This is a genomic window from Paenibacillus sp. JSM ZJ436 (genome assembly GCF_044383795.1).
Taxonomy (GTDB): domain Bacteria; phylum Bacillota; class Bacilli; order Paenibacillales; family Paenibacillaceae; genus Paenibacillus_AQ; species Paenibacillus_AQ algicola.
Map to the genome: position 1 here is coordinate 110,371 of NZ_JBISEO010000008.1, position 23,721 is coordinate 134,091.

General features: G+C 50.5%; 19 protein-coding genes. 14 read left to right on the plus strand and 5 right to left on the minus strand.

Annotation, left to right across the window (positions count from 1 at the left end):
• The first annotated feature begins 46 nt into the window (after window positions 1-46).
• The 3 genes from ACH6EH_RS12460 (at window position 47) to ACH6EH_RS12470 (ending at window position 7,784) form a co-directional block, all read left to right on the plus strand.
• Window positions 47-2,308 (plus strand): YhgE/Pip family protein, encoded by a 2,262-nt coding sequence (locus tag ACH6EH_RS12460; protein ID WP_397332526.1) that lies wholly within the window; start codon window positions 47-49, stop codon window positions 2,306-2,308.
• A 340-nt stretch (window positions 2,309-2,648) separates the two neighbouring features.
• The gene (gene gltB / locus ACH6EH_RS12465) at window positions 2,649-7,247 is read left to right on the plus strand and encodes a glutamate synthase large subunit (RefSeq protein ID WP_397332527.1); all 4,599 of its coding nucleotides are present in this window, start codon (window positions 2,649-2,651) and stop codon (window positions 7,245-7,247) included.
• Window positions 7,248-7,634: 387 nt separating this feature from the next.
• A complete protein-coding gene (locus ACH6EH_RS12470) occupies window positions 7,635-7,784 on the plus strand; it encodes a hypothetical protein (protein WP_175415346.1) in 150 nt (49 codons plus the stop codon).
• 75 nt (window positions 7,785-7,859) lie between these two features.
• Here the strand turns inward: ACH6EH_RS12470 and ACH6EH_RS12475 are convergent, their stop codons facing one another.
• Window positions 7,860-8,228, minus strand: coding sequence for a helix-turn-helix domain-containing protein (locus ACH6EH_RS12475; RefSeq protein WP_397332528.1), 369 nt, complete (start codon window positions 8,226-8,228; stop codon window positions 7,860-7,862).
• 237 nt (window positions 8,229-8,465) lie between these two features.
• Here ACH6EH_RS12475 and ACH6EH_RS12480 point away from each other — a divergent pair, with 237 nt between their 5' ends.
• Both ACH6EH_RS12480 and ACH6EH_RS12485 read left to right on the plus strand, forming a co-directional pair.
• Window positions 8,466-8,903 (plus strand): hypothetical protein, encoded by a 438-nt coding sequence (locus ACH6EH_RS12480; RefSeq protein WP_397332529.1) that lies wholly within the window; start codon window positions 8,466-8,468, stop codon window positions 8,901-8,903.
• 172 nt (window positions 8,904-9,075) lie between these two features.
• Window positions 9,076-10,080, plus strand: a complete 1,005-nt coding sequence (locus ACH6EH_RS12485) for an LCP family glycopolymer transferase (RefSeq protein WP_397332531.1) — start codon at window positions 9,076-9,078, stop codon at window positions 10,078-10,080.
• A gap of 75 nt (window positions 10,081-10,155) precedes the next feature.
• On the opposite strand, the gene ACH6EH_RS12490 is transcribed toward ACH6EH_RS12485, so the two are convergent.
• The 4 genes from ACH6EH_RS12490 to ACH6EH_RS12505 form a co-directional block, all read right to left on the minus strand.
• Window positions 10,156-11,091: an aldolase gene (locus ACH6EH_RS12490; protein WP_397332579.1), complete on the minus strand. Its 936-nt coding sequence runs from the start codon at window positions 11,089-11,091 to the stop codon at window positions 10,156-10,158.
• Between the two features lie 118 nt (window positions 11,092-11,209).
• Window positions 11,210-11,335 carry a paeninodin family lasso peptide gene (locus ACH6EH_RS12495; protein ID WP_138226862.1) on the minus strand — a complete coding sequence of 42 codons (126 nt, stop codon included), beginning with the start codon at window positions 11,333-11,335 and terminating at the stop codon, window positions 11,210-11,212.
• 29 nt (window positions 11,336-11,364) lie between these two features.
• Complete coding sequence (locus ACH6EH_RS12500) at window positions 11,365-13,314, minus strand: asparagine synthase-related protein (protein ID WP_397332532.1); 1,950 nt, start codon at window positions 13,312-13,314, stop codon at window positions 11,365-11,367.
• Between the two features lie 85 nt (window positions 13,315-13,399).
• Window positions 13,400-13,834, minus strand: coding sequence for a VanZ family protein (locus ACH6EH_RS12505; protein WP_397332533.1), 435 nt, complete (start codon window positions 13,832-13,834; stop codon window positions 13,400-13,402).
• A gap of 183 nt (window positions 13,835-14,017) precedes the next feature.
• Here ACH6EH_RS12505 and ACH6EH_RS12510 point away from each other — a divergent pair, with 183 nt between their 5' ends.
• The 9 genes from ACH6EH_RS12510 (at window position 14,018) to ACH6EH_RS12550 (ending at window position 23,718) form a co-directional block, all read left to right on the plus strand.
• Window positions 14,018-15,904: a glycosyl hydrolase family 28-related protein gene (locus ACH6EH_RS12510; protein WP_397332535.1), complete on the plus strand. Its 1,887-nt coding sequence runs from the start codon at window positions 14,018-14,020 to the stop codon at window positions 15,902-15,904.
• Between the two features lie 290 nt (window positions 15,905-16,194).
• Entirely contained in the window at window positions 16,195-16,941 is a 747-nt protein-coding gene (locus tag ACH6EH_RS12515; RefSeq protein ID WP_397332536.1) for a YveK family protein, read from the plus strand.
• Window positions 16,922-17,563 carry a CpsD/CapB family tyrosine-protein kinase gene (locus ACH6EH_RS12520; RefSeq protein ID WP_397332537.1) on the plus strand — a complete coding sequence of 214 codons (642 nt, stop codon included), beginning with the start codon at window positions 16,922-16,924 and terminating at the stop codon, window positions 17,561-17,563. Before ACH6EH_RS12515 ends, ACH6EH_RS12520 begins: the two co-directional genes overlap by 20 nt.
• A gap of 258 nt (window positions 17,564-17,821) precedes the next feature.
• The gene (gene galU / locus ACH6EH_RS12525; protein ID WP_397332539.1) at window positions 17,822-18,712 is read left to right on the plus strand and encodes a UTP--glucose-1-phosphate uridylyltransferase GalU; all 891 of its coding nucleotides are present in this window, start codon (window positions 17,822-17,824) and stop codon (window positions 18,710-18,712) included.
• A gap of 16 nt (window positions 18,713-18,728) precedes the next feature.
• The gene (locus ACH6EH_RS12530; protein WP_397332540.1) at window positions 18,729-19,448 is read left to right on the plus strand and encodes a sugar transferase; all 720 of its coding nucleotides are present in this window, start codon (window positions 18,729-18,731) and stop codon (window positions 19,446-19,448) included.
• A 16-nt stretch (window positions 19,449-19,464) separates the two neighbouring features.
• Window positions 19,465-20,394 carry a glycosyltransferase family 2 protein gene (locus ACH6EH_RS12535; protein WP_397332541.1) on the plus strand — a complete coding sequence of 310 codons (930 nt, stop codon included), beginning with the start codon at window positions 19,465-19,467 and terminating at the stop codon, window positions 20,392-20,394.
• A 212-nt stretch (window positions 20,395-20,606) separates the two neighbouring features.
• Window positions 20,607-21,791 carry an O-antigen ligase family protein gene (locus ACH6EH_RS12540; protein WP_397332542.1) on the plus strand — a complete coding sequence of 395 codons (1,185 nt, stop codon included), beginning with the start codon at window positions 20,607-20,609 and terminating at the stop codon, window positions 21,789-21,791.
• A 2-nt stretch (window positions 21,792-21,793) separates the two neighbouring features.
• A complete protein-coding gene (locus ACH6EH_RS12545) occupies window positions 21,794-22,579 on the plus strand; it encodes an SGNH/GDSL hydrolase family protein (protein WP_397332580.1) in 786 nt (261 codons plus the stop codon).
• Window positions 22,576-23,718 carry a glycosyltransferase family 4 protein gene (locus ACH6EH_RS12550; RefSeq protein WP_397332544.1) on the plus strand — a complete coding sequence of 381 codons (1,143 nt, stop codon included), beginning with the start codon at window positions 22,576-22,578 and terminating at the stop codon, window positions 23,716-23,718. The genes ACH6EH_RS12545 and ACH6EH_RS12550 overlap by 4 nt, the downstream gene beginning before the upstream one ends.
• Window positions 23,719-23,721: the final 3 nt, after the last annotated feature.

Below are 23,721 nucleotides of genomic sequence, written 5' to 3' on the forward strand. Positions count from 1 at the left end.
CAAATGAACAAATCAGTCATATTGTATTAAGAGGAGATGGAGAAAAGTGAATGTGTTTTTTAAGGATGTGGGAGCGGCCCTGCGTAATCGGAAGCTGCTGATTCCACTCATTGCCGTCCTGTTTATTCCGATTATGTACAGCGGGATGTTCTTAGGAGCCTTCTGGGATCCCTATGGAAAAATGGAGCAGCTACCCGTGGCGGTCGTCAATGACGATCTGGGCGCGGAGTTTGAGGGCAAGGATTTGGCTGTCGGGGAGGACCTTGTGGCCGAGCTGAAAAAGGGCGGTGACTTCAATTGGCAGTTTGTTAGCCGCGAAGAAGCTGAGGCCGGAATGCTGAATAACGAATATTACATGACGATTGTCATTCCTGAGCATTTCTCAAAGCAGGCGACAACGGTGCTGGATGAGCAACCGCAGCCGGCGAAGCTGATCTTTGAGCCGAATGAAGGCTATAACTTCCTTGCTGGTCAGATCGGAGGAAGTGCAGTCAAGCAGATACAGTCAAGTGTGTCTGCAAAAGTGACGGAAGCCTATACCCAGACATTATTTGAGCAAGTTCAGACCCTGGCAGGCGGACTGAGCGATGCAGGTCAGGGTGCCTCTGAGCTGTCAGACGGTGCGGTGAAGCTGGATGAAGGGGCCCTCAAGCTGAAGGACAATCTCAGCAAGCTGGTGAGCGGTACAGAGGAGCTTCGCTCCGGAGTGGCTCCGCTGGCGCAGGGTGTTCAGGAGGTAGCGGCCGGCACAAGCACCTTGGACGGGGGAGCGAAGGAGCTGGCGTTAGGCTTGTCCCAACTGCTTGCGGCTCAGAAGGAGCTGCAGGCAGGTGCAGAGGACGCTGCCGCCGGCAGCACTCAGCTGGCTGCCGGCATTGAAAGAACAGCCAGCGGCAGCCGGGAATTGACTGCAGGGCTGGAAGCCAGCCGCAATGGGGCTGCAGCGCTGCAGGCAGGGGCGCAAAGCGCCGCTAGCGGAGCTGAAAGCCTGGAAGCCGGCCTTGCGCAATCAAAGGAAGGTGCCGAGGCTCTGCAGGAAGGGACCGAAGCGCTGGCAGAGGGCTTACAGCAGCTGTCCGAAAGTAGTGAGCAGCTGGCTGCGCTGCCAGAGCTGCAGAAGCTGGTGGCAGCAAGCCAGGAGGTAGCGGCCGGCACAGCAAGAATGAGTGAGAGCCAGGAGCAGCTGCGGGCTGGCGCCGCGAAGCTGAAGATAGGGACTGCCGAGCTGAGCGAGGGAGCAGGCAGATTGAACACCGGCGCAGAAGAGCTGCTACAGGGCAGCGAGGAGCTGTCCGGCGGCAGTGAACAGCTCCTTGCGGGTGCGAAATCGCTGACGGCGGGGCAAGAACAGCTGTCTGCGGGCATGAAGCAGTTTGGCAGTAAGTTGGGTGATGCGGCCCGTGGTGGCCGTGCGCTCGCTGATGGCGCGGCCAGCCTGAAGCAGGGCACGCTGGCGCTAAGCAAAGGCGCGGACAAGCTGGGCAGCGGAGTCGGCACGCTTGCGGACGGCTCGAAGGAGCTGGATGTCGGAGCAGGTGAGCTGGTCATTGGCATGGATTCCCTGAAATCAGGCTCCGGTACGCTGGCATCCAAGCTTAACGAAGCCGCAGAAAAGGCAGGCTCAGTCCAGGCAACAGACAACAACTATACCATGTTTGCCGAGCCTGTACAGGTAGAAGAGCAAAAGGTAAACGAAGTGCCTAACTACGGCACCGGGTTTGCGCCTTATTTCCTGTCTTTGGGACTGTTTGTCGGTGCCCTGATTACCTCCATCGTTATGCCGGTATATGAGTCGGCGGTGCCTGGAGCTGGCGGCTTCAGCCGACTGGTGAGTCGGACGCTGTCCTTTGCAGCCATGGGAATCATCCAGGCGCTGCTCGCCGTACTGCTTCTGATTTACGGCTTTGATCTGGAGGTCCAGAACGTACCGATGTTCTATGGATTCGCGATCGTTACGAGTCTGTCGTATATGCTGCTGATTCAGATGCTAGTGACCTGGCTGGATCTGCCGGGACGCTTTGTCGCCATTGTCATCCTGATTCTACAGCTTACGACAAGCGCGGGCACGTTCCCGCTGGAACTGATTCCGGATTGGATGAAAATGTTTAATCCGCTGCTCCCGATGACCTACAGTGTAGCAGGGTTCAAGGCTGTGATTTCTACTGGCGAAATGAGCGTGATCTGGAGCAATATCGGGGTATTGTCCGCCTTTGGCGTGGGATGCCTGGTGCTGACGGCCGTGTATTTTCTGACAGATCAATACAAGAAGAAAGTCAAACCCGTTCCGGCAATAACCGCCGTGCAGTGACAAAAAAAGACATTTCGCTGAAAAATGCGGAATGTCTTTTTTGGTGTTTTTTTTGCATTATTATACATAATCAATCAAGTAAGTTGGCTTGAGAACGGTCACAAAAGCAAAAGTTATCGAAATTATAAAAAGTTTGAATTGCGCTGATATTAAGGGAATGCTAAAATAATAACACTAATCTAACTTCTGATGTTAATGGATGAAGGCTCCTTCTTATTATTTTGCACAAAATGTCATTGTCATGCAAATATTGATCACCAAGCAGGAGAAATGGCCGGTTTGTCTTGGAGGACCCATTTTTCGGCTTTATTTTATTTTGTAACAGGAAAGGTTGCTTACTATGAAACATACCGAATTCCCGAAGAAACAAGGGTTATATGATCCGCAGTTTGAGAAAGACGCCTGCGGCATGGGTTTTGTCGCACATATCAAAGGCAGCCCTTCACATAGCATCGTCAGCCAGGCGCTGACAATGCTGGGCAATATGGAGCATCGCGGCGGACAAGGCAGTGAGCCGAATTCCGGTGACGGAGCGGGCATTATGATGCAGATTCCGCACAGCTTCTTCGCTGAAGAAGCAGCGCGCCTGGGATTTGAGCTTCCAGAGGCAGGCCAGTACGGCGCCGGGATGCTGTTCCTTTCCCATGATGCAGCCGTTCGTGAAGTGCATGAGCAGAAGCTTGCCGGCATCATTGCTGAAGAAGGACAGACTCTGCTCGGCTTCCGCGATGTCCCGACGGATGACGAGATGCTTGGCAAGACGGCGAAGGCAGCGAAGCCTTACGTCCGCCAGGTGTTTATCGGACGCAGTGAAGATATTCAGAACGACCTTGATTTCGAACGCAAGCTGTATGTAATCCGCAGACGCGCTGAGCTGGCGATCCGCTACAGCAATGTGCCGGAAGGCGATACCTTCTATGTATCCAGCCTTTCCTGCCGCAAGATTGTATATAAAGGCATGCTGACGACAGTTCAGGTCGGCCAATTCTATCTGGATCTGCAGAATCCTTCCCTGACCTCGGCGATTGCACTCGTGCACTCCCGTTTCAGTACCAATACGTTCCCAAGCTGGGAGCGCGCGCATCCATACCGCTTTATGATCCACAATGGTGAGATTAATACGCTTCGCGGCAACGTGAACTGGATGCATGCCCGTCAATCCCTGTTTGAGAGTGAAGTGTTCGGCAGCGACCTGGAGAAGATCAAGCCTGTCATTAACCCGGACGGCTCGGATACAGGCATGTTCGATAACACCTTCGAGTTTCTGTATCTGAGCGGACGTTCCCTGCCGCACGTAGCGATGATGATGGTGCCGGAGCCTTGGAACAATCATGAGAGCATGGACACGACGAAGAAATCGTTCTATGAATATCACAGCACGCTGATGGAGCCGTGGGACGGCCCGGCCGCGATGGCATTTACAGACGGCGTTCAGATTGCCGCGACACTGGACCGTAATGGTCTTCGTCCATCCCGTTACTATGTGACGAAGGATGACCTGATTGTACTGTCCTCCGAGGCAGGAGTTCTGGACATCCCGGCCGAGAACGTGCTGCGCAAGGATCGTCTGCGCCCAGGCCGTATGCTGGTCGTTGATACCCAGGAAGGCCGCATTATTTCTGATGAAGAAGTAAAGGCAAAGATTGCATCCGAGCTCCCTTACGGCGATTGGCTGAAGGAGCATCTCGTTGAGCTTTCAGATCTTCCTGAAGCACCGGAGCTTCCAAATCCGAAGCATGAGAATGTACGTCAGCTGCAGCAATCCTTCGGCTTCACGTATGAAGAGCTGCGCAAGGTGCTGGAGCCCATGGCGCTGACCGGCGCCGAGGCGATTGCTTCTATGGGCTATGACGCTCCGCTGGCTGTATTGTCCGATCGCCCGCAGCGCCTGTTTAATTATTTTAAACAGATGTTTGCCCAAGTAACCAACCCGCCGATTGATGCGATTCGGGAGGAGCTGGTCACTTCTACGGCTACGACCATCGGGCCGGAGCGGAACCTGCTGCAGCCGGAGCCGGAGAGCTGCCGTCATATCCGTCTGGATTCTCCAATTCTCTCGAACGAGGATTTTGCAAAAATCCGTCACGTGCATCGTCCAGGCTTCAAGTCGATGACCATTCCGATTTTCTTTACCGCTGCAGACGGCGCGGAAGGGTTGCGCAAGGCGCTGGATGGCCTGTGTGAAGCGGCTGACCGCGTAATCAAGAAGGGCCACAACATTCTGATTCTGTCTGACCGCGGTGTTGATCGCGAGAACGCAGCAATTCCTTCGCTGCTCGCCGTATCGACGCTGCATCACCATCTGATTCGCCAAGGCACGCGTACCCGGGTCAGCATTCTGCTGGAATCGGGCGAGCCTCGCGAGGTGCATCATTTTGCGCTCTTGCTGGGCTATGGCGTAAGTGCCGTCAACCCTTACCTGGCGTTCGAGACTCTGGATGATATGATTCAAGAGAAGATGCTTCGCGGTATTTCTCACGAGAAGGCCGTCAAGAACTTCATCAAGGCTGCCAGCAAGGGCGTCGTGAAGGTGCTCTCCAAGATGGGGATTTCCACGATTCAGTCTTATCGCGGTGCTCAAATCTTTGAAGCGGTCGGATTAAAGTCCGAGTTCGTGGATCAGTACTTTACCTGGACACCTTCCCGGATCGGAGGCATCGGCCTTGAGGAAGTGGCTGCCGAGGCTCTGGCACACCATGAGCGTGCCTTTACAGACAAAGATGGCAACGATAAGGCGCTCGATTCTGTAGGTGAGTATCAGTGGAGAAACGGCGGAGAAGAGCATCTGTTCAATCCAAGAACGATTCACCTGCTGCAGCAAGCTGTACGCACCGGTGATTACAAGGTATATAAGCAGTACGCAGAGCTGGTACAAGGTGAGAACGAGAGCCATATGACGCTCCGCGCTCTGCTTCAGATCAAGCCGGGAGGCAAGCCAGTGCCTCTGGATGAGGTCGAGCCGCTGGAGAACATCATGAAGCGCTTCAAGACGGGCGCGATGTCCTTCGGTTCTATCAGTAAAGAGGCGCACGAGAGCCTTGCAATCGGGATGAACCGGATCGGTGGCCGAAGCAATACCGGTGAAGGCGGCGAGGATCCGGCACGTTATACACTGGATGAGAACGGCGATTCCCGCCGCAGCGCCATCAAGCAGGTAGCCTCAGGACGCTTCGGTGTAACCTCGAACTACCTGGTGAATGCGGATGAAATTCAAATCAAGATGGCGCAGGGTGCCAAGCCGGGTGAGGGAGGCCAGCTGCCGGGACGTAAGGTGTATCCTTGGGTCGCAGAGGTTCGCGGCTCCACGCCGGGCGTCGGCCTGATCTCGCCTCCGCCTCACCATGATATTTATTCCATTGAGGATCTGGCTGAGCTGATCTACGATCTGAAGAACAGTAATCCTCGTGCAGACATTAACGTCAAGCTCGTTTCCGAGGTCGGTGTGGGCACGATTGCCGCAGGCGTTGCCAAAGGACGTGCAGATATTATTCTGGTCAGCGGCTACGACGGGGGTACCGGCGCTTCACCACAGGGCTCTATCCGTCATGCCGGTATGCCTTGGGAGCTGGGCCTTGCCGAAACGCATCAGACGCTGATGATGAACAACCTTCGGGACCGCGTCGTTTTGGAGACGGACGGCAAGATGCTGAATGGCCGTGATTTGATCATTGCGGCGCTGCTGGGCGCGGAGCAATATGGCTTCTCCACAGCTCCACTGGTTGCGATCGGCTGTATCATGATGCGTGTATGTCAAATGGATACTTGTCCGGTCGGCGTCGCTACCCAGAATCCTGAGCTGCGCAAGAACTTCACCGGAGATCCGGCGCATGTTGTGAACTTTATGAAGTTTGTGGCAGAGGATATGCGGGAGCAGATGGCTGAGCTGGGCTTCCGCACCGTTGATGAAATGATCGGACGCACGGATTGCCTGGATTCCGTCAATGTAGACAGCCACTGGAAGAAGAAAGGCGTCAACATTTCCGCGCTTCTCTATACGCCGGAGCTGAACGAAGAGAGCACGCGCTACCGTACTCAGCACCAGAACCACGGTCTGGAAGAAACGCTGGATATGCGCGTTCTGCTGGGTCAAGCGGAGCCTGCAATTCAAGCTGGCACAGCTGTAGAAGGCAGGTACCACATTACGAACGTAGATCGTGCTGCAGGTACAATTGTCGGCAGCGAGGTCACTCGCAAGTATGGCGCTGCCGGATTGCCGGATGATACGATTCAGTTTACCTTCGTAGGCTCTGCAGGCCAAAGCTTTGGCGCCTTTGTACCGAAGGGCATGACGCTGACAGTAGAGGGCGACAGCAATGACTACATCGGCAAAGGCTTGTCGGGAGGAAAGATTATTGTGAAGCCTTCCCCGCAGGCGACCTTTGTACCGGAAGAGAACATCATTGCCGGCAACACGGCATTTTACGGAGCAACGAGCGGTGAAGCATATATCCGCGGGATTGCCGGTGAACGCTTTGCGGTTCGGAATTCCGGAGCTAGCATTGTCGTTGAAGGCGTAGGCGATCACGGCTGTGAATATATGACCGGCGGACGTGTAGCCGTACTGGGCGAGACGGGCCGGAACTTTGCAGCCGGGATGTCTGGAGGTACAGCCTATGTGTACGATCCGGAAGGAAACTTTATGGATCGCTGCAATCGCGAAATGGTGCTTCTGGAGCGCGTAGAGGATGCAGAGGAGTCTGAAATTCTGTTCTCGATGCTTCAGCGGCATTCCATGTACACGGACAGCAGTGTAGCGCAGGAGCTTCTGGGAGACTGGGAGCAATCACGGTCTAAGTTCGTGAAGGTGATACCGAAGGATTACAAGCGGATGCTGGAGCAGATTCAGAAGGTCCAGGATCAAGGCTTGACCGGGGATGCTGCCCTGCTGGCCGCTTTCGAAGCGAATATGCGAGAGCTGGCGCGCACTGGCGGTGCCTAAATCACAAGCAGTATAGACGAACAGACATGAGAACGGGACGTCTCCTTACGGAGCGTCCCGTTCTTTTTATAATAACGTGTCATGGACATATCGAAGTCTCAAATGAAAGGGTTTACAGAAATTTGGGTATAAAGCCCTGCTGCTTGCATAATGACAAACCACGCTACTCAAAAGCCAGCCTAAATCTAACAATTCAGTATTGGATAGTAAAATGTGCTGAGTATTCGACAAAATTAGAAGCTAAAATTTATAGGCAAGCCTCCATGAGACGACAGCATCTCAAGGCTTGGTCCATTATAATATTGGTAAGTAGGTTAGGGCTGGCACGCGATGTAATCATACCGGGGGATGGAGAGAATAGATAAGGAAGGAAGAGGTAAGTAGCGGATGAATAAGGAGAGAGAGACCGGAACGCGGATCAATAATCCGCAGCCGAATCAGGAGCCAAAAAGCTTGGACATTCATGCCATTATGAGCCAAATGGGAATCCATCCCGACAAATGGAAGCAGCATCTTGCGCTTCAAGAAGACGAATAGCAGCGAAGAGGGTGGTTTACGAGCCGCCGCAGCTTGGAAAGAATCCCCGGATCTGTGAACAGATCCGGGGATTTGTTATTTCATCGAGCGTTCCATCCGAACGAAAGCAATGAAACGCCGGGCTTCGTCTTCACTCAGCTTGCGGCCATCTACAGTTAAGTGGAATCGATTCAACAGGTCCTCATCCGACAGCTCCAGCTCATCCACAAATTGTCTGACATCCGGCTCCATGACCATCTTCTCGTTGCCGGTCCGTCCAATGAGATAATCAATGGACACATTGAAGCGGTCTGCCAGTCCGGTCAAGGTTTCGAAATCCGGCTTGCGCCGGTTCTTCTCATAGTGGGATAACGCAGCACGGGTGATACCGATCGAAGTTGCGAGCTCCTCCTGAGTCCAGCCCCGCTGCTCCCGCAATGCTGCAATCCTTTCTCCGTAATTCATGTATGGTCCTCCTCCGGTAACTAACAATCACACCTTTATATTAACAATAAAATTTCCAATGAAATAAATGGATATACTGCACGTAAATCCTAAGGAAGCGTATTGACTAGATACATTATGTATCGTAATATGGAAATAGAAATTAGATACGAAACGTATCTTCTTGAAACATTTGGTATCATTGTATCCATGATCTGAATGTCCTATACCAGAAATCTCGAAAGAAGAAGGGGTATTATGGATAGTTCCATGTTCTCGGGCATTCAATATGGCCCATCTGTTCGAATACAGCTTGCCGCCATCGGCACACTTCCTATATCCGGGCGTTTCCACGAGGTCACTGTGCTGGAAATCAGCCCACAGCAGCTGCTGTTTCTGTGTGAGTGGGGAATTCCTGAATCAGATCGCGTCCAGCTGATCTATGAGCTTATGGACTCCAGAGACCGTCTTCTGCTGCAAGGGGAGATTGCAGGGAGTAAGCCGTGGGAGAGCCGAATGCTCTATATCGTCAAGCTGCAGACGGATGAAACGCAAAAGCTCCGGATTACCGGCATGCTAAATCGAATGATGTCACGGTACTCTGTGGATCGGCGTATTCATCATTATCAAAGCCCGTTATTTGGGCATTCCCGGCGGGAGCGGAGGTCTGGAGCTTCACTGTATCCCCGCAAATAAAAGAATACATATATTTTACTATACTTGCGCAGGTAGGTCATTAGTTCTTTTAACTTAAATACGTGTTCTATTTACGCAGAAAAGTACATTTGCTTTTGTCAAATTGTGACTAGAAACATATGAATCGGGTCATGGAAGGGAAGGAAGGAGTCAAACCCATTTGAGGAAAATCATGAAAATCACCACCCTGGTTCTGGGAGCTTTGCTGCTTGGGACCGGGATTTATGCGTACAGTATGTATCATTCGGTGAAAAAAACAGCGGATGAGATGTTTGAAGAACGTACACCTTTGCCCCCAATGGTGCTTCAGACGGAGCCGGTTTCTAAGGAGAACAAGCCGAAGGCCACGCAATCGGATATGGCTGCTGTCATTGACAAGGAAGCGATTTCGATTAGGGCTGGAGAAAGTGTTCCGGCGATCCAGGCTAATCTGGATCAGAAGGAGCCGTTCACCGTACTCGTTATGGGAGTGGATGAGCGTGAGCATGACCGTGGACGCTCGGATGCGATGATTCTGCTGTCCGTGAACCCGGCCAGGGAATCCATCCTGATGTTTAACATCCCCCGCGATACAAGAACCGCGATTGCCGGCCACGGAACGGTGGACAAAATTAATCATGCTTACGCTTTTGGCGGCGTGGATATGTCTGTCCGCACGGTAGAATCGTTCCTGCAGGTACCGGTCCATTTTTATGTGAAGGTTAATATGGAGGGCTTCGCCCGGATCATTGACACGCTGGGAGGAGTCCGCGTTCAGAATACGATGGCGTTTGATTATGGGGGTTACCATTTTACACAGGGCAGTATTGAGCTTACGGGTGATCAGGCATTGGCGTATTCACGGATGAGATTTGAGGATCCTCGGGGCGATCTCGGACGGAACACGCGGCAGCGGCAGATTGTTGACGGCGTGCTTCAGAAGTCCTTGCAGATGTCTACGGTATTCAGCCTGAATGAGCTGCTGGAGGGGATCGGGAGCAGTGTGAGGACCGACATCACCTTTGAGGAAATGAAGATTCTGATGACGAAATACCGCAAGAACCTACACGGCACAAAGCAAATTGAAATTCAGGGCTCCGGCGCGACCATCGGCGGAATCTGGTACTATATCGTGGAAGCCAAGGAACGCCAGCGAATCCGGTCCATCCTGGTGGAGCATATGCAGCCGCCGCAATAGCAGCACAGCCAAAGAGAACATCCGGGATATCTCCTGGATGTTCTCTTTGGCTGTGGAGAGAAGAGGGGACCAGGATCATTGGGAGAACGCTGCGGAGACGCTGCGGGCTCTGTCCAGCACCAGTTCGCGCAGGGAGTGTATCGTTTGCTGGTCCATAGGACGCCAGATGCGGTACAGATCTACCTGGGAGGCCAGACGCGCAGTGATATCAAAATGCCAAGCGGTCAGGCCGCATCCTTCAAGGAGGGAGCTGCGGTAGGTGTGCCTTGACAGCAAGGACAGCCGTTCCAGCCGGCTTGTTTCCTGAAGCATCAGGTCTTTGCAGTCTGCCTTGACTAACTCAAATATTCCGGCCAGCGGCAGGGTATCCTGAACGAAGGAGGACGTCACCGGCACAGCAAATTTAGTCTCACGCTCAAACAGCGGACGATATTCCGAGGTGCTCATTCCGAAGACATCCAGGCTTTCCTGCCATAGCTTCTGCTGCGGATAGGCGGGGGTAACCTGAAAGGTGCCGTTAGCATCCCTGCTGACGGGGATCACATCATCGGTGAGCAGGCGATAACCTTGCTGCAGCAGCGCTGAGGCGAGCGTCGATTTTCCATGTCCGGAATGGCCGACAATGGCGTACGCTCTGCCGTCGATTTCAATAGCGCTGCCATGAAGGGGGAGGATTTTACGCTGGAGCAGGATCGCTCCCATACAGGTGCCCAGCAGGTACAGGCGCAGCTGATCCGGGTCCGCTCCCGGCTCAGGAGAAGCCTCCATCCGGTTCCCGTTCTTACACGCGAACAGAGCCAGGCCTTCGATGCGCAGCATATAGGTGTCCGGCGTGTTGATATAAGCACCCGTTGGGGAGTAAGAAGCCCACTGGCTGGCAAGGTCAGCATAGCCAATGTAAAGATCGATCGGCTCAGCAGAATGTGGTGCCTGGATTGAAGCAGGGGGGAGATTCGGCAGCTCCGGCAGCGGAATTTCACTCTGTATGTGCAAGCCAAATGCTTTGTACATCGGGATGGAATGTAATTCTTGAGACAATTCACTCACTCCTTCTATCAAGTAAGAAGAGAAACAGCCCGTATACCCGGAGGAAGCGGTACAGGGGCTGTTTTTGTACATGTGGACAGCATTAGCTGAAGTGTACCTGTTCGTCCGGGTCCGGTTGTACAAGGTCTGGACGAGCATCGCCAGGGCCTGCCATGGTCATGTTCATGTCAAGCACTTCCAATGTAGGAGCATTCCATTCTTTTTTCATTGCATTCACCTCCTTTCAAGCACAGTGCTTTACATGTGGTGCTGCAGAAATCGATGCAAAATGAGACTTCGCATGAGAAGCTTGAATGCCGGCTGGTAAGCTTGATCTGACGCAATACCTTGCCGTGCTTCGGCAAGCGCGGTATCTACGGCCGGCATGTTCATCACATGCTGCATCCGCGAATCCTGCCGCATCTGCTCCAGAGCGTTCAAGAATTCCTGCCAATGCGGCTTCATTCGGTGCAGGGAGTCGGCCGCTTGTATACCTCGCGTGCGCTGATTCAGGCGGATCGAATCCGGAAGCAAGCCCTTGGTGGAGCGGCGAATCAACGCCCGATCCATGCCCTGCTGCACAAACTGCTCGATGGGTGCTGCCAGGCAGAACCGGATGACACGAAGATCATTCGTCGGGTCATGGCCACAAAGAGAGTAGCGAAGTGAAAGCTTGGAGCTGCTCGTTCCGGTCGTACCCCACATGTGAATGCGTTCAAAATGAACCTTTCGCGCCTCCAGCGGATCTGCCGGCAGCTCGGCTTCAGAGCCGATGCCAATAAAGGCCTGATCCTGCAGTCGATGGTAGATGCCGGTTTCTTTAGCATAAGCGTCATTGATCATTTGCGGAAACTCGTAAGCTGTTCCCACCGGCTTGAGCCGATTGACGATCGGAAACGCTTTGCGGCACAAGACAGAATACATAATTTTGCGCCTGGTGCCGGTATTCAAGCTGTACTGCTGAACCTCCCGCCGAAGCTTGCCCCATTGAAGCTGCTTCAAGAGAGTGGCGTAATAACCAAATGCGGGACCCCAGGAGATACTGTAGTTACCACGGGCACCGCTGAGAAGGACACCAATGCCCTGTTGGCTTGCGGCTTCATGAATGCCGCGGAACCAGAAGGTGTTGTCAAAGAATTTGTAAGGGGACTCCAGGGTGTCCAGCCATTCATCGATCTCGGTGAACGGGCTGGCTCCTTGAAAGCTCAAGTAGCTGGGCTCCATATTACCGGCAAACTGAACCGTCTGTTCAATCAGCGGCCGCTCATTGGCGAGTCTGCGCTTGGGTGTCCAGTCTTCAAAATCTTCGGCCGGGACGTAGCTGAACGTATGCAGCGGCCGCTGCTGCTGCTGGAGTGCCTTGGCGGCAAAGCTGGCGACGGAACCGGAGTCCAGACCTCCGCTGAGATAGCCGCCCACCTTGCGGTGGCTCCGTTGGAAGCGGGAGGTCACCGCTTTCTGAAAGACTCCCCGGAAAGCTTCGTCGTACTCCTGAGAGGAGGATAGCTGCAGCGGGCTGATATTTCTAAGGCTGTCATATTTCTGAATCGTGATGTCATTTCCTCTGACGGTGAGGGTATGTGAGGGAGGCAGCTGGGCAACCCCCTCATAAACAGTGGAGAGCATATCAGGCGGCTCGAACACGCCGCGGATGGCGAGAAATTCGGCCAGCCAGGTATGGTTCAGACTTTTATGTATATGGGGCAGGGACAGCAGGGGTTTAATCATGGTGCACAGGGACAGCTGCTGCCGGTCACGATGATAATACAGCGTTCTCGCTCCGGAGAAATCCCGGGCACCGAACAGAACATGCTGACGCGGATCCCAGATGATGAAGGCGAAGTCTCCCACAAGCCGCTCCGGCATGCGTCCCTCCCACTTCTCATAGGCCCACAGCAGGAGCTGGCTGTCTGGCATGGGGGATCTCAGCTCTTGTGGAATGAGCAGCTGGTCCATGAGCTCCTCCCGATTGTCCAGAATGCAGTCTGCCGTTATGGCCAGGCCACGGCGGGAATCGTGGTAGGGAAGCTGTTCCTCCAGAGACTGGGTCGTCATTTGCTGGAGCAGACATCCTAGCATGACATGTTCATGCTGCCACACGGAGCATTGATCTGCCGGGTACAGCTTCAGGGCATCTATGACTAGTTCGTCATGCCCAGCCTGTACAGGTTCTCCGTCCAGGCGATAAATACAGGCGATGGCACTCATGATCCATTTCTCCTTCATGATCATCCTGACGTTTTATTCGATACATTTAGTATCGGTCATAATATACATGAAGTTACAAAATGTATCAAGTGTTTTTTTTATGTCTAGTGAAATTAGTAGTGGTTAATTTGACCCTGACGAGAAATCGGCACCACAGGTAGGCCATAAGAACCCCCAAAGTATCAATAGCCATATCGTAAATACGCCCACCGCGAAAAAAATACAGCTGCAAAATTTCGGTAGCTGCTGCGTACAGCACGCACAAGCCGAATGCGTACGTGCTTCTGCCTCCACCGGAGGCCAGAAGTGCCAGCAGAAAGAAGCCTAGGAGATGTCCGGCTTTGCGCAGCACCCAGTCGCGCCGATACCATTGAACATCCTGATCGGTGAGCTCCGACCAATCGGGGGAAGCATTAAAGCTGAAGTCAAGGCTCTGATGCTGGATGAGGTCCTGAAAGCTGAAGGAGCATGTAAATATGAAGAGCAGGATGGCCCAGAGCCCTGTGAACAAAATACGCACAAACACCTTCTCCTTTTGTCATTTGATACAATATGTATCTCCAGTCACTCTGTATCATATACGAGCAAAGAAGCCGGATTCAACCATCAAGGTGCAATTTCATAGAATATAGATACGGCTCTAGGCATGTACTACAAACCTTTTTGCACGGCCTTCACTATGATATAGCAAGGAGGAGATAAGATGGCCAAACCGATGGATGAGGACATGAGGGCTCTGGGCATTAATGTCAAATGGTATGGGGCTGTCGGCGACGGGAAGGCTGACGATACGGCTGCTTTTCAGGCGGCCATGGCAGCGTGCGGCAAGCGGCACCGGTTATATATTCCGTCCGGGGATTACCGGATTCGGCAGACTATTGAGAATCAGAGCCGCGGCATTGTAGGTGAAGCGCCCTATGTAGACAGCGGGCAGCAGGGCAGCCGGATTTTGTGGGACCCGCTGGACACGTCCTCGGACCTGCTCCCGTGCCTGCGGATTCAGGATGCGGGGGTCAAGGCGGTATTTGAGAACTTCTCCATCTTCGGGATGGTGGGCTACAATTCCAGAAATCTTTCGACCTGGGTGGACAAGAGCCTGTTCGAGCAGAGCTCTTATGAGATGTTTGCAGCAGGCAGTGCAGCGATCGAGGTCGCAGGCGGTGCTACCCCAATCTTCCGCAATATTCAGACGGCTAGAGTGAAGACGGGACTGCTGCTGAACAGCACGAAGGGCCATGTAACCTCTTATGATTGCTCCTGGGGCGGGCTCATCGGCGTGTATTGCAGAATCAATTCTGGGGACTATTTCTTTCAAGGGGGCGGCATTTCCGGAGCATTCTGCGGCATTTTGCTGGGGACCATCCTTCATGCCGGACACCGGGGAGGCTTTCCTGCCGATATGCACAGGGTTCATCTGGGCTTTGCGCCTTATGCGATCTACCAATGTATTGACAGCGGGATGGACGATTATCGCCAGGCCGCTTCTGTGAATGGCTTAAACGGCATTTACACCACTGTGCAATTCGAGCAGTGCGGGGAGGCTGCTATCAAGCTGCTCAGTAAATCGAATACCTCCAGCCTCAGAATGTTCGGCTTCGGGTTCTCCTGGTCCGTTCCTTCGTACTCGGACGATCCCACCCGCTGGCAGTACGCACTGCCGGATTCCTTGATGCGGCTGGAGGAGAAGCAGCAGTATGCGGCCTGGTTCGGTACCTTGACCTATCCAGTCACCATTCATAATGATCTGGGGGCGCTGCGATTATCCACGGCTCCAGGTGGAAAAGGCACCGCATATATTGATGTCCTGACCGGTGAACGGGAAAGTGATCTGACGGGGTTGAATCTGCCCCAGACTGTCATCCGGCGGAAATGGACCCCGCTGTACCGGACTTCGGACCTGCACGAACGGATGCAGGAGCGGGAGCACCGCACAGGGATGCCTGTCTCCGCGCCCAATCTGCTGCGCAACCCGGAGGTGCTGTCGAACTGGACCGTCACGAATGGCGGTACGATCAGTCTCGTCAGTCCGCAGCAGGTTCCGGTTCCTATTAGCAATGAATTGAAGCAGGTCCTTGGCCGCAATCCCGTCATATTGAAGGTGACCCCGGATGGTTCGCGGTCTCCGGGAGTTGTGATTGACTTTCAGGCACCGTCGCTTCCGTACGAAGGGGATGCCGGACGGAACCTGGCGATGCAGTATTTCATCCTCGAAACGAGCACCGGCAGCAGCTCCCTGTACCGCTCCCTGGGACGGGTGACGGCGCAGAACTGGGAATACATTTTCAACGATACAATCACTTGGCGGGAGCCGGGGTGGAAGCACCTCCGGGGCCGGGAGATGTCCAGCCGAACCGGACGGTTATACAATTTTAGTATCGCGGGTATTCCGGAAACCGGGGACACGTATATTGCAGGAGTCATGGTGAACTGGGACCAGATCGGGTCCTACTCGCCGTATCCCCACAGCTATATGACGGATTCCCTTGAAATCAGAGGACCGGGCAATGGTGTAATTCTGACGGACGAAGCGACAGGAGAGCGTTACCGCATAGCCATACGCAATGGCAGTGTGCAGCTCATCCGGACCTAAGGTACCAGAAAAGAAGATGAAGCCCTGCAGATTCAGGCTCTGCGGGGCTTTTTCTAATTACATCCATGGCTTGCTGATTGCCTAAAAATGAAAACCTTTACATCCAAACAGACTTCCAGATTCCAGAAAAACACGAAAATTAGCTTGACATGATACAAATTGTATCTTAAATTATGGTGTGTAATCTACATAGTGTATCGCAAGACTTACACATGACTTCGGGTGGATCCTCGGAGTAGGACTCTAGTTACAAGCGTCAGCATTAATCATTAGCGGAGGGTTGCGAGCCAATGGAACTGAAACAGTATTTCCGGGTCATCCAGAAAAAGTGGTGGCTGATTGTCATGATGGTGGTGGTCGCTTTAACGGCAGCAAGTGTGAAGAGCTTCTATTTTACAACACCGGTGTATGCAGCAAATGCGAAGCTGATCGTGAATCAGTCGTCGGGCGATGGATTGAATGCCAGCACCATTCAAACGAGTATTTTTCTGATCAACTCCTATAAAGAAATTATCAAGTCGTCGGCCATAATGAATAAAGTCGTCGAGCAATACCCCGAGCTGGGGGAGAGCGCGTCACAGCTGGCCGCCCGCATCTCGGTTTCCTCAGCGAACAATTCCCAGGTGATGAACCTCGTCTATCAAGATACTTCCTATGAAAAAGCCGCTGCTGTCGTGAATGCGGTCTCTACCGTCTTTAAAGCCCAAATTCCAAGCATTATGAATATCGATAACATCACCATTCTGAGTGAAGCCGATCCTGCAGCCAATCCTGGGGCTATTAATTTCAACCCGGTAATGAACCTTTTAATCAGCTTCATGGTGTCCTTTGTACTGGCGATCGGGTTTATCTTCCTGCTGGATTATCTGGATGACACCCTGAAATCAGAGTCAGAGGTGCTTGAAATTATGGAAGCTCCGGTCCTGGCCTCTGTCGGCCGTATGACCAAGAGTGATCTCAAGCCGGCGTTCAAGTCGAAGAAAGCTCCACAACAACCAAAGGCAGGTGAAGGACAGTATGCCACGATTCAGCAGTGAGCACGGTCTGATTGTATCCATGAACCCCAAATCCTCCATCGCGGAGAGCTATCGGCTGCTGCGGACCAAGATCCAGTTCTCCTTCAAAGACCAGGAGGCCCGGACCGTCATGGTCACCTCATCTCAGGGGGGAGAGGGCAAGACGACAACCATCAGCAATCTGGCGATCGCGTATGCCCAGGAAGGCAAGAAGGTACTCCTGATCGATGCTGATTTGCGCAAGCCGTCGCTGCACCGTATTTTTCCTCAGCTAAACCATCAGGGACTAAGCTCCCTATTGACCGGCCACTGCAGCATTCAGGATGCAGTGCAGCCTACCGACTTCGAGCATCTGGATCTGCTGCCTTCCGGCCCAGTGCCGGGCAATCCGTCAGAGCTTATTGATTCTGCGGCCATGCACCAGCTTCTGCAGCAGCAGAAGCAGCAATATGACGTGCTTCTCGTAGATACACCTGCCGTACTGGCGGCTTCGGATGCGGTTATTGTCAGCTCGTTGTGTGACGGGGTGATCATGGTCGCCGCGCCGGGCAAGGTGAGAAAAGAGCATTTGAAGAAAGCCCGGGAGCAGCTGGAGCATGTTCATGCCAGAATGCTGGGCGTTGTGCTGAATCGGGTCGTCTAGCCAGCATGGATGTACAGCGAATAGGTAATGTCTACTGCACCTTTATCACTGTAGGCACTCGGTCACGCTGTGGGTTCGGTTTCGGACCTTAGACATGATTGTCAAGGGTGTGATGTGAGGATGGGTTGAATGCCCTGTTCAGAAGGCTTAGCTATGTTTTTTTCAGGGGGAAGAGTGTGTAGCTAAGTCCTCTGTAAAAACAATAAGAGTCCTGATGTATTCATTCCACTAAAATATGGACAGGAGAGTGAAGGTACGATGAAAAAGGTTACAAAAGCGATTATTCCCGCAGCAGGGCTCGGCACCCGGTTTCTGCCCGCAACCAAAGCGATGCCGAAGGAAATGCTCCCGATCGTCGATAAGCCAACCATTCAGTACATTGTTGAGGAGGCCGTGGCTTCGGGTATTGAAGACATTATTATTGTCACCGGCAAGGGAAAGAGGTCCATTGAGGACCATTTCGATCACGCGTTTGAGCTGGAGCACAATCTGTTCAGCAAGGGCAAGTTTGACCTGCTGGACGAGGTTCGCCGTTCCTCGAACGTAGATATTCATTACATAAGACAGAAGGAAGCCAAGGGTCTAGGGCATGCCGTATGGTGTGCACGTAATTTTATTGGAAACGAGCCGTTTGCGGTTCTCCTGGGTGACGATATTGTTAAATCCCAAGTGCCTTGTATCCGCCAGCTGGCTCTGCAATTTGAAACTACGCAGCGATCCATGATCGGGGTGCAGACGGTACCGAGTGATCAGACACACCGCTACGGCATTATTGCACCGGCGAAGAAGATGAACCGGCTGTATGAGGTGGAGTATTTCGTGGAGAAGCCTCCGGCAGGACAAGCGCCGTCCCAGCTGGCCATTATGGGCAGATATATTCTGACACCAGAAATCTTTGATTATCTGGAGCACCAGGAAGAGGGCGCGGGCGGCGAAATCCAGCTGACGGATGCGATTCAGAAGCTGAACGAGGCCCAAGGCGTATACGCTTATGATTTCGAAGGCACGCGCCATGATGTCGGGGAGAAGCTGGGATTTATTATGACGACACTGGATTTTGCGCTGCAGAATGAGGAGCTTCGCAAGCCGTTGCTGGAGGGCATGGAGAGTATTTTGGAACGGGAGCACTCCGGAAAAATACTGAATTAACGAGGTGACCTGAATCATGTATCCGAATTCGCAGCATAACGATGCAGACATCGTGCTGGATGGCAGTACGAGCTATGGCGGTTATACACTGCAGCAACGGACGGGAAGAGAGCTCGGCGGTCGTCAAAGCCGCCTGTATCTGGCATGGAAGCGCAGCACCGATGTGCTGCTGGCGTTAGGGGGACTGCTGCTGCTGTCCCCTTTTTTACTGGTCATTGCCCTGGCGATCAAGCTGGAGGATCCTAAGGGATCCGTTTTTTTTTGCCAAACCCGGGTGGGGAAGAACGAAAAGCTGTTTCGTATGTATAAATTTCGTTCCATGGTTTCCAACGCGGAGGAGCAGCTGGAGCAGCTGCTTGCACAGAATGAAATCAACGGGGCCATGTTCAAGATGAAAGAGGATCCCCGGATTACAGCAATCGGCAAATGGATTCGCAAGACGAGCATTGACGAGCTGCCGCAGCTGTGGAATGTCGTTCGTGGAGACATGTCCCTCGTCGGCCCTCGGCCGGCACTGCCGCGAGAAGTAGAGCAGTATAGCAGCTACGACAAGCAGCGCCTGACTGTCACACCGGGATGTACTGGACTGTGGCAGGTTAGCGGACGAAACGGCTTGAGCTTCGAGGAAATGCTGGCCCTCGACCTGAATTACATCGAGAAACGCGGACTCTGGCTGGACCTGAAGGTGATCCTGCGTACGGTCAAGGTCATGGTGTTTCCGAATTCAGCTTATTGATGGAGTTGTTCAAAGGATGAAGATGACAATAAGCGTTATAATTCCCACGTATCAGCGGGTGGAGGTGCTTATCCATTGTCTGGAAGGCCTTCGCCAGCAGCGCCGGCAAGCCGATGAGATTGTGGTTGTGGTACGAGATACCGATGTAGAAACCCGGCGTTTTATTGAGAAAATAGAGGACGAGAACCTGGTCATGGCCGTTGTCGTCCGTGGTGGAATGATTGCGGCCTTGAACTGCGGCATTCAGAACAGTACAGGCTCCATTTTGGCGTTTACGGACGATGATACCGTTCCTCACCCCGATTGGCTGGAGCAGCTGGAGCATCATTATCAATCAGATGCCCGGGTAGGAGGCGTTGGGGGCCGAGATATTGTCCACATACGGGGAACAGCCATCGAGCCAATGAAATCCCAGGTTGGGATCATCAAGCCCTACGGCCGTATCATCGGAAATCATCATATTGGCATGGGAAATCCACGGAAAGTCGATGTTCTTAAAGGCGCCAATATGAGCTTTCGACGCCAGGCGATAGCCGGACTGTGGTTTGACGAGCGCCTGAAGGGGACCGGTGCGCAGGTTCATAACGAGCTGGAATTCAGCAGAGCGGTGAAAGCGAAGGGCTGGAAGCTGATTTACGATCCGCAGGTCTGTGTAGACCATTTCCCGGCAGAGCGATTTGATGAGGATCAGCGAAACAGCTTCAATGAGACCGCATTTTTCAATATGGCCCACAATGAGACGTATGCCATGCTGAAGCATGCGAGCCTGTCACGCCGTGTGCTGTATCTGCTATGGGTTGCGGCGGTTGGGAGTAAATCATCTCCAGGGCTGCTGCAGTGTCTGAGAATGCTTCCAGAGCAGAGGTATGTGGCCCTAGTCAAATTATGTATAGTAGCTAAAGGCAGATGGGGTGGTTGGAATACATGGAAAAGGTCTTTAGGGTAAAAATCTGGAATTCACGCTTAAGTATGTATACGATCACACAAATCTTATGTATTTCTTCGGTTGCAATGATAGTAGGCTACGCTAGCTCAGTATCTAGTTTGCATATTAAGCTTTTCGAGTTTTTTTATCTGCTTGTAACTGTATTGTTAGGTGTGTACGTTTTATCGCGGTATTCCAACTATATAATTCCATACATTCTATTTATATGGACTATGTCTCCGGAAGTAAGACGGGTTGTTGATTGGTCGTTCCAAAGTTATAGTGAATTTTCTTTAATAATGCTTTCTCCGCAAAGTGTTTCATTATTACTGTTAATACCAACATTGAATAACATTAAACATATTAATCCTAAAGTTAAAACACTCTTAAAAGTTGTAATGGTAGCCCTTCTTTATGGATTTTTGGTTGGTTTTATGAAATACGGAATGTCATCAATATACGAACTTCTAAACTTGTTCATTCCTTTTTTAATATTGATCTATGCGAATGTCAGTTATATTGAAGACAGTATTAAAGATTTTTGGATGCGAAGCTATGCGTGTCTCGCAGTCATTGTGAGTATATATGGAATATTTCAATATATAACATTACCCCCGTGGGATCATTTTTGGATGATTAATACTGATATGAATTCAATAGGATTACCTGAAGCACAAAAATTCCGTCTATATTCATTGCTAAATTCTCCCGGACCTGCTGGTATGTTCTTAGGCTTTGCTTTACCTGTTATGCTCGTGCAAAGAAAATGGAGAGTGTTTGGGATCCTAGGAGTAATGATAGTTGCGTTCGCGCTTCTGCTTACTTTAGTTAGGGTAGGCTGGATTAGTTGCTTAGTTATGTTTTTTGTATATTTTCTTTGTTCTCAGTTTAGGAAAAAAATAGGATTGCTGATGCTGATGGTTATAATGGGTATAGCTTATGTATCTATTTTACCAATTTTGCCTGGGGCCGATAATGTATCTGCTAGATTTAACACATTTGAATCTTTAGAAGAAGATCATTCCTTTAATGATCGGTTGAACTTTGCGAAATATATCGTGCCAGAGTTATTGAAAAATCCTATTGGAAATGGGATTGGAAGTTCTGGGGTAGGCGTCAAATTAACTCAAAGTACGAATACTCTCGCTGTATTTGATAATGGATATCTAAACTTACTATATGTGTTTGGTCTTCCATTTGGATTAGCGATGATCTCAGTATTAATCTACATGTTTATTATTTTAGTTAAAGCTAACAGGCATGAAAAGAAATATACTCCCATTTCGATTGCAGCTCTAGGTGCAATATTTTTTCTTTTGTTAGGCAGCAATGTGTTAAGTGGGTTGAGCGGTATTATTTTATTTCTACTGATTTCTTTATCATTGACAAAAAATCCTTTAAGAAAGGAGAGTATGTGAATATGCTCATTGTATGTATAGGAGATTCAATTACGGAAGGATTAGGAGTAATTCGAACTAAGAGTAGCTATGCCGACCTGATCAAAAAACAGTTTCAAGAGGTATATTCAATTCCAGTTAATGTGCTTAACTTTGGAGCTAGTGCAATGCAAATTAATGAATCTTTAGAGAAATACTCCGAGAAGATTATTAGTCTTCAACCTGATATTGTAATTATTGCTCATGGAATTACTGAATCCATTGTTCGCGAACAAAAAAAGTATCTAAGATATTTACCCAAAAGGTGGAGAAGGCCAGGGTGGATGGACCCGCGCGCGTATTATTCGAGAAGTAAGCTACGCCGATTCATGGAGAAAACTGAGTCGTCTATCCGTTGGAGAACTAAAGTCGCACTTATTAAAATTTTTGGCGGGCTTCCTTGGATGAATATAAGCGACTTTGAAAACTACTCCAATGATTTCGTATCTAAAATTTTAACTAACAGTCCAAGTACAAACATTATTTTTCTATCTCCAAGTGATGTAGATCAAAAATATTTTCCTGGTTCATCGGATTCTATGAGTAAATATCGAGAGGTTACAAAAAAAATATGTGAATTGAATAGTTCTACTTGCCGCGTCTTTATGTGTGATAGTCACCATGTATTAGATAAATGGACGGACTATTTTGAGGATCATTTCCATCCTAATGAACATGGTCATAAAAAAATAGCGAACATGCTCGTACATACAATTAAAGAAAATGATCTCTTTCAAAAAAAATTGATTCGAAACGAGGTGAGCATATGAACATTTGTATTGTGACACATTGTGTAAAAAAAGGAGATGGTCAGGGAAGGGTTAATTATGAAGTGGTTAAGAAAGCACTTGAGCATGGATATAAAATTACGATTATTTCATCAGATTTGTCAATAGATTTACATGAGCACCCTAATGTTACGTGGATTAGAATTGCCGCGAATGGAATACCGTCAAATTTATTGAAAAATCAATATTTTGCGATAGTGTCAGCTTTGTTGATCTGGTCACATAAAGCTCGTGCAGACCTAATTATAGCGAATGGGTTCATTACTTATGCAAAATCAGATATTAATTGTGTTCATCTGGTGCATAGTACTTGGGCAAATTCTAAATACCATCCAATTCGCAGGAAGAAAAATTTAAGGACTATTTATCACTTCTTTTACAATCAATTAAATGCAGTTCTTGAAAAATATGCGTTTAAAAAAACCGGACATATAATCGCTGTATCAAGTCAAGTTAAGCACGAACTCCAAGTTGATGCGAAAGTTAATAAAACTGCGATTTCTGTCATTCATAACGGAGTGGATACCGACGAGTTTTCGCCTAAACTTCTTGATAGGGAAAACTACAAACTTAACAAGCATAAGAAATATGGATTATTTGCAGGTGACTTAAAGTCAGGTATAAAAAATTTTGAAACAGTGCTCTATGCTATTTCTAAAGTCGATGGCTTTGAACTTTTAGTACTTGGAGATGCTAATCACACTAATTATCCAGAACTCGCTAATAGGTTGGGTATCAAGGATAGGGTGCATTTTTTGGGATACAGAAAAGATATTGCAGACATAATGTCTCTTGCTGACATATTCATATTCCCTTCACGTTACGAATCATTTTCACTTGTTATTCTGGAAGCACTTGCAACTGGCTTGCCTGTCATTATGAGTACATGTTGCGGCGTTGTCGATTTGATGACAGAAGATTCGGTTCTCTTATTGAATGATCCCAATGATGCGGAACAACTAAGTCAGCTGATCAAGCAACTGATTAATAACCCTGATAAATTAAGTAAAATGTCTCTCGAAGCAAGAAACGTGGCGTTGAAAAATCAATGGGTTATAATGGCGGATAAGTATTTAGAATTATTTAAGGAATATTCTTCGGAGTTAAAATATGCAAAGTAAAAC